General features: G+C 71.9%; 9 protein-coding genes. All 9 read right to left on the bottom strand.

The window, feature by feature from the left end; translation table 11 throughout:
• Nucleotides 1–130: 130 nt before the first annotated feature.
• The gene (locus OG689_RS27365) at nt 131–931 is read right to left on the bottom strand and encodes a TIGR03936 family radical SAM-associated protein (protein ID WP_266323514.1); all 801 of its coding nucleotides are present in this window, start codon (nt 929–931) and stop codon (nt 131–133) included.
• Between the two features lie 192 nt (nt 932–1123).
• A complete protein-coding gene (locus OG689_RS27360; RefSeq protein WP_266323513.1) occupies nt 1124–2359 on the bottom strand; it encodes a hypothetical protein in 1236 nt (411 codons plus the stop codon).
• Nucleotides 2360–2566: 207 nt separating this feature from the next.
• Nucleotides 2567–4495, bottom strand: coding sequence for a TIGR03960 family B12-binding radical SAM protein (locus OG689_RS27355; protein WP_266323512.1), 1929 nt, complete (start codon nt 4493–4495; stop codon nt 2567–2569).
• A gap of 299 nt (nt 4496–4794) precedes the next feature.
• Nucleotides 4795–5994, bottom strand: a complete 1200-nt coding sequence (rodA, locus tag OG689_RS27350) for a rod shape-determining protein RodA (RefSeq protein ID WP_266323511.1) — start codon at nt 5992–5994, stop codon at nt 4795–4797.
• Complete coding sequence (mrdA, locus tag OG689_RS27345; RefSeq protein WP_266323510.1) at nt 5994–8234, bottom strand: penicillin-binding protein 2; 2241 nt, start codon at nt 8232–8234, stop codon at nt 5994–5996. Before mrdA ends, rodA begins: the two co-directional genes overlap by 1 nt.
• 72 nt (nt 8235–8306) lie before the next feature.
• Nucleotides 8307–8954, bottom strand: coding sequence for a rod shape-determining protein MreD (mreD, locus tag OG689_RS27340; RefSeq protein ID WP_266323509.1), 648 nt, complete (start codon nt 8952–8954; stop codon nt 8307–8309).
• Nucleotides 8955–8957: 3 nt separating this feature from the next.
• The gene (mreC, locus tag OG689_RS27335; protein ID WP_266323508.1) at nt 8958–9899 is read right to left on the bottom strand and encodes a rod shape-determining protein MreC; all 942 of its coding nucleotides are present in this window, start codon (nt 9897–9899) and stop codon (nt 8958–8960) included.
• 125 nt (nt 9900–10024) lie between these two features.
• Complete coding sequence (locus tag OG689_RS27330) at nt 10025–11050, bottom strand: rod shape-determining protein (protein ID WP_073927935.1); 1026 nt, start codon at nt 11048–11050, stop codon at nt 10025–10027.
• Between the two features lie 293 nt (nt 11051–11343).
• A complete protein-coding gene (gene ndk / locus OG689_RS27325) occupies nt 11344–11757 on the bottom strand; it encodes a nucleoside-diphosphate kinase (protein WP_266323507.1) in 414 nt (137 codons plus the stop codon).
• Nucleotides 11758–11784 lie beyond the last annotated feature (27 nt).

Here is an 11784-nt window from a genome sequence, read left to right as displayed (position 1 = left end):
GCCCGCCGACCATCGGGGTCGGCGGGCCGCAAGGGGCCGGCCTGTGCTTCGACGACGCTCGCTCCCCTGGGGAGCCGCGGGGGCCTGGAGCGCCAGACGGTCCAGATGTCCTGGACCCGGCCTCCGCCCGCTAGGCGGACGCGGTTGCGCGCGGCCCAGCAGCCTCTACAGGGCCGGCCGGGGCCGCGGCGCGGTCGAGCGCCAGCGGGTCGGTCACCGTGCCGGTCCCCTCGTCGAGCGGCCCCTGCGCCAGCCTGGTCACCTCAGCGGGGACCGGCGGCGCCAGGTCGGCCGTCACACGGAGACCGGACAAAACGTCGTCGGGTCGTACGGCGGGTGTGGCCTGTCGTACTACCAGGCGCAGTATCGCACAGGGACGGGCCGTCCGAACATCGGACTCCCCCTCCACGTGCTCGTCCGGACCATTTCCCACCTGCGGCGCGACGATTTCGAGCGCCGCCACCGGGCCGCGCGCGTCGAAGCGGCGGACACCGTTCTTGGTCAGGCGTTCGACCTCGACCTGCTCGGCGGCGAGGAACAGCGCGACCGCGCGGGCGGCCTCGTCCTGCTCCACCCCGTCCAGCCGGACCAGCCACTCGGAGGCCTCCAGGCGCTCCACGAAGTTCGGGGTGCGAACCTCGACGGCGTCGATGATGTCCAGCCCGGACGGCAGCGACGCGTCGAGCTGCGCGCGCAGCTCCTCCACGTCGCGAACGGCCGCCAGGCCGATCTCCAGGTACTCCGCCTCGCTGGCCACCCCGGTCGGGGCGGCGTTGGCGTACGAGACCTTGGGGTGCGGTGTGAAGCCGGCCGAGTAGGCCATCGGGACGGCCGAGCGGCGCAGCGCGCGCTCGAAGGCGCGTTGGAAGTCACGGTGGCTGGTGAATCGCAGCCGGCCGCGCTTGGTGTAGCGGAGACGGATGCGCTGCACCGTCGGCGCGGGCGGCGGACCGTCGGGCGTACGGCGTGCCAGGTCGCTCAGTCCTTAGTCAGTGTCCCCGTCCGGCCGCGCGCGCTGGCCCGGCCCGGACTCTGTCGTACCAAAGGGTACGCGCCCACCGGGCCCTCGCGCTCCGCCCCTGGTCAGAAGCCTGCCCGAGGCGAAGCCGCAGGCCGGGCGCGGTCACCCGGTCAGCGAGCGCCGGACTTCCCGGATCGTCTCGTGCACCGTCCGCCGGGCCCGGCGCAACTCCTCCCGGACCGGCCACCACACCTCGCGCCGGGCCCACCGGCACGGCCGCACCACCGCGAACCGCCAGATCCGCCCACCCAGCCGCCAGGCCCGGACCACGGCCCGGCCCAGCTCCCGGAGCAGCGGGAACAGCAGGACCCGCCAGAGCCACCCGAGCGGGATCAGCAGCAGGTGCTCGATCAGCCACCCCAGCCCGACGGCCGCCGGGCGCAGCACGTACCGGCCCAGTGCGGCCAGCGGCCGCAGCACCAGGTACTCGACCAGCCGGGCGACCGCCGTCAGCAGCAGCCGGGCGAGGAGCACCAGGGCCCGCCCCAGCGCGATGTCCGCCGTGATCAGCCACCGCCCGACCGGGGCCAGCACCGACCGGCCCAGCCGGACCGCGGGCCGGACCAGCAGCAGGACGACCAGCCGGGCCAGCAGCCGGGCCGCACCCACCACCAGCCGCGCCGCCAGCCGGCCGGCGGCGACGACCAGCCGCACCAGTGCGGCCCCGAGCCGGCGCAGGGCCACCCCGGCCGGGCGCAGCACGTACCGCCACAGCCACCGGAGGGTCCGGACCACCAGCAGCTCGAACGAGCTCCCCAGCAGCCGCCCCAGCGCGCGCCCGAACCGGCCGAGGGCCCTGCCGAACGGCATCAGCACCACCCGCACCAGCCATTTCGCGGGCAGTGCCACCAGCAGGTCGAAGAGGCGCAGCAGCAGCTTGAAGCCTCCGATCACCAGCCGGGCCAGGCCCAGCAGGAGCCACTCCACGGCCCGGGCCGGCGGGAGCAGCAGAAAGCGCCCGACGAACGCCAGCACCGGCAGCAGCGCCCGCCGCCACAGGCCCACGACAAGCCCGCGCAGCAGCTGCCCGGACCGTCGGACGGCGCGGACCAGCCCCCGGCCCAGCGGCGCCAGCAGGTGGCGGTGCAGCGCGAGGAACGGCCGTACCAGCAACCGGTGCAGGCCCCGTCCCGCCGTCCGCCCGGCCCACCCGAGCGCCGATCCGACCGGGCGGGCCGCCAGCACGAGCAGCTCCCAGAGGAACCGCAGCGGCAGGACCACCGCGAACGCGAACACCCGCACCGGTACCCGGACCACCGCCACCAGGCACCCGCCCTGCGCCGGCCGGTCGTCCTCCCCCGCGGCCGCGGGCCCGCCCGCGTCCTTCACCAGGTCCACCGCCGGTCCCGGTTTCTCCCGTCCAGTCATGCCTCGCCCGCCCCCGTAGCTCGAACCGCCCGTCGTCCGCCGACAGGTCATCAGCCCGGCGCGCGCCACGGTGGTTTCGAGAGGGCGATCGTAGTGCAGGGCCCGTCACGTGCGGCGTCCAGGAACGGCGGCAGGCCCCGTCGGGGCGACGGGGCCTGCCGGGGCGGGTCGGACTGCCTAGGTGTTGACCACGGTCAGCGGCAGCAGCTTCACGCCGGTCGGACCGATCTGGATCTCGGTCTGCATCTGCGGGCACACGCCGCAGTCGAAGCAGGGCGTCCAGCGGCAGTCCTCGACCTCGACCTCTTCGAGGGCGTCCTGCCAGTCCTCCCAGAGCCAGTCCTTGTCGAGGCCGCTGTCCAGGTGGTCCCAGGGCAGCACCTCCTCGTAGGCGCGCTCGCGGGTGGTGTACCACTCGACGTCGACGCCGGTGCCGGCCAGGCCCTTCTCGGCGGAGGCCATCCAGCGGTCGTAGCTGAAGTGCTCGCGCCAGCCGTCGAAGCGGCCGCCGTCCTCGTAGACGGCGCGGATCACGGCGCCGATGCGGCGGTCACCGCGCGAGAGCAGGCCCTCGACGATGCCGGGCTTGCCGTCGTGGTAGCGGAAGCCGATGTTCTTGCCGTACTTGCGGTCCTGACGGATCGCGTCCCGCAGCTTGCCGAGCCGGGCGTCGGTGGCCTCGGCGGAGAGCTGCGGGGCCCACTGGAAGGGGGTGTGCGGCTTGGGGACGAAACCGCCGATGGAGACCGTGCAGCGGATGTCGTTCTGGCCGGTGACCTCGCGGCCCTTCTGGATGACGTTCTTCGCCATCTCGGCGATCTGCAGCACGTCCTCGTCGGTCTCGGTCGGCAGGCCGACCATGAAGTACAGCTTCACCTGGCGCCAGCCGTTGCCGTAGGCGGCGGCGACGGTGCGGATCAGGTCCTCCTCCGACACCATCTTGTTGATCACCTTGCGGATCCGCTCGCTGCCGCCCTCGGGGGCGAAGGTGAGACCCGAGCGGCGGCCGTTGCGGGTCAGCTCGTTGGCGAGGTCGATGTTGAAGGCGTCGACCCGGGTGGACGGCAGCGACAGGCCGATCTTGTCGTCGGTGTAGCGGTCGGCCAGGCCCTTGGCGATGTCGCCGATCTCGGTGTGGTCGGCGCTCGACAGCGAGAGCAGGCCCACCTCCTCGAAGCCGGTCGCCTTCAGCCCGCGCTCGACCATCTCGCCGATGCCGGTGATGCTTCGCTCCCGTACGGGGCGCGTGATCATGCCGGCCTGGCAGAAGCGGCACCCTCGGGTACAGCCTCGGAAGATCTCGACGGACATCCGCTCGTGCACCGTCTCGGCGAGCGGGACGAGCGGCTGCTTGGGGTAGGGCCACTCGTCGAGGTCCATGACGGTGTGCTTGGAGACCCGCCACGGCACGCCTGCCCGGTTGGGCACGACCCGCCCGATCCGGCCGTCCGGCAGGTACTCGACGTCGTAGAAGCGCGGCACGTAGAAGCCGCCGGTCCGCGCGAGGCGCAGCAGCACCTCGTCCCGGCCGCCGGGGCGTCCCTCGGCCTTCCAGGCGCGGATGATCTCGGTCATGTCGAGCACGGCCTGCTCGCCGTCGCCGACCACCGCGCAGTCGATGAAGTCCGCGATCGGCTCGGGGTTGAAGGCCGCGTGGCCGCCGGCGAGGACGATCGGGTCGTCGAGGGTGCGGTCCTTGGCCTCCAGCGGGATGCCGGCGAGGTCGAGGGCGGTGAGCATGTTGGTGTAGCCGAGCTCGGTGGAGAAGGAGAGCCCGAACACGTCGAAGGCCTTGACCGGTCGGTGCGCGTCGACGGTGAACTGCGGCACCCGGTGCTCGCGCATCAGCGCTTCGAGGTCCGGCCAGACGCTGTAGGTCCGCTCGGCGAGCACGCCCTCGCGCTCGTTGAGCACCTCGTACAGGATCATGACGCCCTGGTTCGGCAGGCCGACCTCGTAGGCGTCGGGGTACATCAGTGCCCAGCGGACGTCGCAGGCGTCCCAGTCCTTGACGGTCGAGTTGAGCTCGCCGCCGACGTACTGGATCGGCTTCTGGACGTGCGGGAGGAGGGCCTCCAGGCGTGGGAAGACCGATTCGACAGTCATGTAACTAGGAACCCTTACGACAGGAACTGGGGTGACCCTCAAGGGTAGCCGAACCGCCGGGGCGTCCGGACGGGACGATCTTCCGCGCCCCTTACCCCGCGCGCGCCGCGGGTGTTGCGGGGAGGCCGGGGCTGCCCGGACCGGGAGCAAGGGTGACGGCGCCCCACCGGGAGGGTCCGGACGCCCGGTCCCCCGGTCTGCGTCGCGGCCTTCCTCGCTACCGCGACGCAGACCGGCCGGCGGCGCCCGCCGGACCGTTTCCGATCCGGTAGCGGCGCCGCCGGCCGGGTGGGGCCGGTTCAGACTCCTATCGGCCGCTGGCTGTGCACGGCCTGCATCAGCCCGATCGCGATCCACACCGCGAACATGGACGATCCGCCGTAGCTGACGAACGGCAGCGGGATGCCCGCGACCGGCATGATGCCCAGGCACATCCCGATGTTCTCGAAGGCCTGGAAGGCGAACCAGGCGACCACGCCGGCGACCACGACGGTGCCGTACAGGTCGGTGGCGTGCCGGGCGATCCGGCAGGCACGCCAGAGGACGACGCCGAGCAGCAGCAGTATCGCCGCGGCGCCGAGGAAGCCGAGTTCCTCGCCGGCCACCGTGAAGACGAAGTCGGTCTGCTGCTCGGGGACGAACTGGCCGGTGGTCTGGGTGCCGTGGAACAGTCCCTTGCCGGTCAGCCCGCCGGAGCCGATCGCGATCCGGGCCTGGGCGGTGTTGTAGCCCACGCCGGACGGGTCCAGCGCGGGGTTGGCGAAGGCCGCGAAGCGGTCGATCTGGTACTTGCTCAGCACGCCGAGCTTCCAGATCGCGACGCAGCCGCCGACGCCGGCCAGCAGCAGCCCGAAGGTCCAGCGGTTGGCGGCGCCGGAGGCCAGCAGGATGCCCAGCACGATGACGGCCATCACCATCACCGACCCGGCGTCCGGCATCAGCATCACGATCGCCATCGGGATGCTCGCCGCGACCAGGGCCTGGAAGACGCTGCGGTCCGGGGGGAACTCGCGGTCCCCGGTGTCCACCCGGGCGGACAGGATCACCGCCATCCCGAGCACGATGGCCAGCTTGGCGAACTCGGCCGGCTGCATCGAGAACCCGCCGCCGAACTGGATCCAGGAGTGCTGCCCGTTGATGGTGGAGCCCAGCGGGCTGAGCGTGGCCACCAGCATCAACATCACGGCGACGTAGACGAACGGCACCAGCGTGCGGAACCGCCGACTCCCTATCCCGATCACCACCGCGCAGAGGGCGAGCCCGATCACCAGGTTGGTGAGGTGGCGGTAGAGGAAGTACTGCGGGTCGCCGTGGGTCAGGTTGTCCCGGCCCCGGGTGGCCGACCAGACCAGCAGGGCGCTGCCGAGCGACAGCACCAGAGCGGCCAGTATCAGTATCCAGTCGAGCTTGCGCAGCGGGGAGTCCTTGGCGAGCGCCTTGGACACCGCCCCGCGCTGCGGGGAGAGCCGGACCTGACGGTACGAGCCGTAGGAGGTCATCACCGCCCCCTTCCGGAGCTGCCGTTCCAGGTACTGCGGGTGGGTTCGAGGGCCGGGCCCGCGGTCGTCCAGTAGGCCGGGCCGCCGGTGGGCTGCGCCGGGTCCAGGAAGGCCGGCCGGTCGTACTGGTAGGCGGCGGGCTTCACGATGGCGGTGCCGTCGGGGCCGAACTTGGGGAGCTCGGCCTGGGGCTTGGCCAACAGGGCCTTGCCGCTGTCGATGTTGCCCTTGTCGTCGACGCCGTACAGGGCCTGGTAGATCCGGCGGATCGCGTCGCCGGAGCCGCCGGAGCCCGTGCCGCCCTGGCTGATCGTCATGACGACCGCGTAGTCGGCGCTGTAGGTGGTCAGCCACGAGGTGGTCTGCTTGCCCTCGACCTCGGCGGTGCCGGTCTTGGCGTGCAGCTCGATCTTGTTCTGCGGCCAGCCGACGCTGGTGAACTTCCACGCGGCGGTACCGGTGGTGACGACGCCGGCCGTGGCCTGGTTGATGTAGCTCAGCAGCTTCTGGTCACCGGGGATCCTGCCGTCCTCGTGCGGGGCGATCTCACGGACGAGATCCCCGCCGGGGCTCATCACGGCCTTGCCGATGGTCGGACGGTAGAGCGTGCCGCCGTTGGCCAGCGCCGAGTAGATCCGGGCCATCTGGATCGGCGTGACCAGGGTGTCACCCTGGCCGATCGCGTAGTTGACGGAGTCACCGGCGCGCATCACGTAGCCGTCGACGCAGTTCTCCTTGGCGATCTGGTCGGAGTAGCTGTTGCCGCCCTTGGCCGCCTGCGCGCACCAGGCGTCCTTGTTGTTGTCGAAGAAGGACTGCTTCCACTGCCGGTCGGGCACCCGTCCGGGGACCTCGGCGGGCAGGTCGATCCCGGTCTTGGCGCCCAGGCCGAACTGGTGGGCGGTCTTGTAGAACCAGTCGCCCGGGTCCTTCTTCGGCTTGATGCCGCCGTCCTTCATCCACTGGTCGTAGGCCAGGCCGTAGAAGACCGTGTCGCAGGAGATCTCCAGCGCCTTCTCCAGCGAGATCGACCCGAAGCTCTCGGCCTCGAAGTTCTTGAACTCGCGGCCGCCGATGGTCAGGCTCGTCGGGCAGGGGTACGTCCCGTCGAGCGAGTAGCCGGCCTGCACGGCGGCGGTGGTGGAGATCACCTTGAAGGTGGAGCCGGGTGCGGACTGACCCTGTATGGCCCGGTTGAGCAGCGGGAAGTTGGACTCCTTGCTGGTCAGCGCCTGGTAGTCCTTGCCGGAGATGCCGCCCGCCCAGAGGTTGGGGTCGTAGCTCGGCGCGCTGGCCATCGCCACGATCCGGCCGGTGTGCACGTCCATCACGACGGCGGCCCCGGAGTCGGCCTCGTAGTTGCGGTTGGTGACCTTGTCGACGGTCTTGCGGGCGTCCGCCATGGCCTGCAGCAGGTTGTCCTCGGTGACCTTCTGGACCCGGGCGTCGATGCTGGTGACCAGGTTGTTCCCGGGCTGCGCCTCGACGGTGCCGGCGGTGCCGATCACCCGGCCGAGGTTGTCGACCTCCAGGCTGGTGACGCCGGCGGTGCCGCGCAGGTCGCTGTCGTACACCGACTCCAGCCCGGCCCGGCCGATCTGGTCGGCCGGCAGGTAGCGTTCCGCGCCGGTCTTCCCGGCGCTCTTGGTGACCTCGTCGTCGGTGACCGGGGAGAGGTAGCCGAGCACCTGGGCGGCGTTGGCGCCCTCGACACCGGTGTAGCGGCGTACGGCGGTGGGCTGGGCGGTCACCCCGGGGAAGTCCTCGCGGCGTTCCATTATCTGCATCGCCTGCTGGGTGGTGGCCTCCTTGGTGACCGGGATCGGCTGGTAGGGCGATCCGTTCCAGCAGGGCTGCGGCGTCTTGGCGTCGCACAGCCGGACCTTCTCCTGGAGGTCCTTGGCGGGCATCCCGAGCACCTCGGCGAGCCGGCCCAGCACGCCCTTGCCGCCGTCCTTCTGCTGGAGCAGCGAGGTGCGGCTGACCGAGACCACCAGGCGGGCCTCGTTGGCGGCCAGGATGCGGCCGGAGGCGTCCAGGATCTCGCCGCGGACGGCCGGTTCGACCACCTCGCGGATGTGGTTGCCGGTCGCCTTGGCGGTGTACTCGCTGGCGCTGCGGATCTGCAGGTACCAGAGCCGCCCGCCGAGCGTCGCCAGCAGGGACAACACCAGGATCTGCAGGACCACCAGACGGATCGTCACCCGCCGGGTTCGTCCGGTCTCGGGGATGTTGCTCACGTCGCGTGCGCTCCAGAGGGCGAGGGTTCGGGCGGTGGTTCGAGGAGCCCTGCGGGCTCCCGCGCGGGGGCGCTACGGGCGCTTGGCCAGGCCCAGGCCGCGCTTCTTCCGGCCGTACCCGGGGCCGGCCGAGGCCTCCCGGGTGGTGCGGTAGCGGGCCAGGGTGCCCAGGTTCCCGCCGCTGCCGGCGCTGTCGCCGTTCGCGGCGGCCACCGGGTCGTGCTCGAAGCGCCGGGCGACCAGCATCACCACCGGCACCACGAACGGCGCCAGCAGCAGGTCGTACAGCAGGGCGCTGATCACCAGGCCGGCCAGGCCGACGTGCCGGGCGGCGGTGTCGCCGACCAGGGCGCCGACCATCGCGTACAGCAGGGTGGAGACCGCCGCGGCGCCGGCGACCACGAGCAGCGCGCCACCCACCGAGCGCTGGCGGCCGTGCTCACCGCGGAGCAGTCCGGCGGCGTACCCCATCAGGCACAGGACGAGCGCGTAGCGGCCGATCGCGTGGTCGGACGGCGGGGCGAGGTCGGCCAGCAGGCCGGCCGCGAAGCCGACCAGGCAGCCGCCGGTCGGCCCGTAGACCATGGCGAGGCCGATCACGACGAGCAGCAGGACGTCGGGGGTGGCACCGGGCAGTTGGAGCCGGCCGAGGACGCTGACCTGGAGGACGAGGCCGAGCAGGATCAGGACGGCGGAGACCGGGATCCGGGTGAGACGCATGGGTCAGTTCCCCCCTGTGGGACTGGCGGGCGGAGCGGCGGCCGCCGGGGCCGCGGGCGCGGCGGGGGCCTGGGCGGCCGGGGCACCGGCCGGCGGCAGGACGGCGTCGCGGGGGTCGGTACGCGGCGGCACCACCACCACGCCGACCAGGTCGAGCCGGGTGAACTGCACGTACGGCTCGACCATGACGGTCTTGGTGAGCTGGCCGGGGGTCGCCTCGACCTCCACCACCTTGCCGATCGGCACGCCGGGCACGAAGGGGCGCCCGCTCTGCGACCCGAAGGTGACCATCCGGTCGCCCTCCTTGACCTGGGCCCGGCCGTTGAGCAGCGAGACCTTCATCGGCCCGGTGCCCTGGCCGGAGGCGAAGCCGATCTCGCCGCTGCCCTCCAGCCGGGCGCCGGCGCTGAAGCCGGGGTCGGAGGCGAGCAGCACGGTGGCGGTGGTCGGCGCGACCGTGGTGATCCGGCCGACCAGGCCCTGGCCGTTGATGACGGTCATGTCGCGGGTCAGTCCGTCGTCGCTGCCGGCGTCGACGGTGATGGTCCAGGAGAAGCCCTGGGCGGGGCCGATCGCGATCACCTGGGCGGCCTTGACGGTGTAGCCGCCGGCGCCGGCCGTCCTGAGCATGTCGTCGAGCTGCTTGGTGCGCCCGGCGGCGGCGTCGGAGGAGGCCAGCTTCTGCCGCAGCTCGGTGTTGTCCTGGTTGAGCTGGTCGATCCGGCCGTTGTGGGTGGCGGCCTCGCGGAACGCGCGGACGGTGTCCGCGACCGGGTCGACCGCCGAGGCGGCGCCCCGCTCGACCGGTCCGAGGAGACCCGCGGCGGCCCGCCGGGCACCGCCGAGCGGGGAGCTCTCGCCGCCCTTGATGTCCACGGTGATCAGGGCGAAGGCGACAGCCACCAGCAGGATGAGCAACAAGCGGCTCTCTCGTGTGTCCCTCACGGTGCTGGAGCTGCCCCTTCGTCCGAGTCCTGGTGCCGGCCCCCACCGGGCTGTGGGCGGGTGAGGGCCCTTCAGTTGGTCGGCCGTCCCTGTGCGGGGACCGCCGGAGTACGGTGTGCGGTTGCTCAGCGCCGCGGCTGGGCGTCCAGCACCTGCTGGAGCGCCTCGAACTCCTCGACGCACTTGCCGGAGCCGAGCGCGACCGAGTCGAGCGGGTTCTCGGCGATGTGGATCGGCATGCCGGTCTCCCGGCGCAGCCGCTCGTCCAGGCCGCGCAGCAGGGCGCCGCCGCCGGTCAGCACGATGCCACGGTCCATCACGTCGCCGGCGAGCTCCGGCGGGCACTGGTCCAGGGTGGTCTTGACGGCGTCGATGATGGAGTTCACCGGCTCGTCGATGGCCTCGCGCACCTCGGCCGCGGAGATCACCACGGTCTTGGGCAGGCCGCTGACCAGGTCCCGGCCGCGGATCTCGGCGTGCTCGTCCTTCTCGCCCTCCAGCGCGAAGGCGGAGCCGATGCTCATCTTGATCTGCTCGGCGCTGCGCTCACCGAGCAGGAGCGAGTACTCCTTCTTGATGTGCTGCACGATCGCGTTGTCGAGCTCGTCGCCGGCCACCCGGATCGACTGGGCCGTGACGATGCCGCCGAGCGAGATCACCGCGACCTCGGTGGTGCCGCCGCCGATGTCGACGACCATGTTGCCGGTGGCCTCGTGCACGGGCAGGCCCGCGCCGATCGCGGCCGCCATCGGCTCCTCGATGATGTGCACCTGGCGCGCGCCGGCCTGCGAGCTGGCCTCGATCACGGCGCGGCGCTCGACCCCCGTGATGCCGGAGGGCACGCAGACCACGACGCGGGGGCGGGCCAGGTAGCGGCGGCGGTGGATCTTCAGGATGAAGTAGCGGAGCATCCGCTCGGTGATCTCGAAGTCGGCGATCACGCCGTCCTTGAGCGGGCGGATGGCGACGATGTTGCCGGGGGTCCGGCCGATCATCTTCTTGGCCTCGGAGCCGACCGCGAGGATGCCGCCGGTGTTGGTGTTCACCGCGACCACGGACGGCTCGTTGAGGACGATCCCCTTGCCCCTGACGTACACCAGCGTGTTGGCAGTGCCGAGGTCGATCGCCATGTCACGGCCGATGAACGACAGGTTGTTGGCCATGGGGTTGGTGTGCCTTCCCGGGCTCGGAGTCAATGGCGGGGGTGGACCGATCGCGCACGCCCGTGACAGGGCGGACACCAGCTGAGCAGCCGTACCGGGCCCATGAGTTGTGTCCATCGTAGCCACGCCCGTCCGGGCGGGCGGAGGTGGACGGGACAGCACCCATTGTCCGGGGCGTGATCGCTTCTACGAGGATTGGGACGCCGTGTCGGAGCCCGGAGTTCCGTATTTACGATAAGAATGCCCCGGCCGGCCCAAGGGCGGCCGACCGGGGTGTCCGCTCACGCGTGCGAGGGGAAGAAGATCTTGATCTCGCGCTCCGCGGAGGTCTCCGAGTCGGAGGCGTGGATCAGGTTCTCGCGGGTGATGGTGGCGAAGTCACCGCGGATCGTGCCCGGCCCGGCCTGCAGCGGATCGGTCGCACCGGCCAGCGCGCGGATGCCCGGAACGACGTTCTCGCCCTCGACGATCAGCGCGATCGACGGGCCGGAGGTCATGAAGTCGAGCAGCGGCTCGTAGAACGGGCGGCCGACGTGCTCCGCGTAGTGCTGCTCCAGCGTCGCCCGGTCGAAGGTCCGCAGTTCGACCGCGGCGAGCTGCCAGCCGGCCTTGCGCTCGATACGGCTGATGATCTCGCCGGCCAGGCCGCGCTTGACGGCGTCGGGCTTGAGCAGGACGAGAGTGCGCTGGGACACGGTGCGGCTCCAGGGGAATCGGTTCGG

The organism is Kitasatospora sp. NBC_00240, assembly GCF_026342405.1.
Taxonomy (GTDB): domain Bacteria; phylum Actinomycetota; class Actinomycetes; order Streptomycetales; family Streptomycetaceae; genus Kitasatospora.
This window is presented reverse-complemented; position numbering and strand designations above follow the sequence as displayed.

What these genes read in the sequence shown, in the direction of transcription:
- OG689_RS27355 (WP_266323512.1), bottom strand. Translation starts at nt 4,495, where the DNA reads ATGACTGTCGAATCGGTCTTCCCACGCCTGGAGGCCCTCCTCCCGCAC.
- rodA (WP_266323511.1), bottom strand. Translation starts at nt 5,994, where the DNA reads ATGACCTCCTACGGCTCGTACCGTCAGGTCCGGCTCTCCCCGCAGCGC.
- mreD (WP_266323509.1), bottom strand. Translation starts at nt 8,954, where the DNA reads ATGCGTCTCACCCGGATCCCGGTCTCCGCCGTCCTGATCCTGCTCGGC.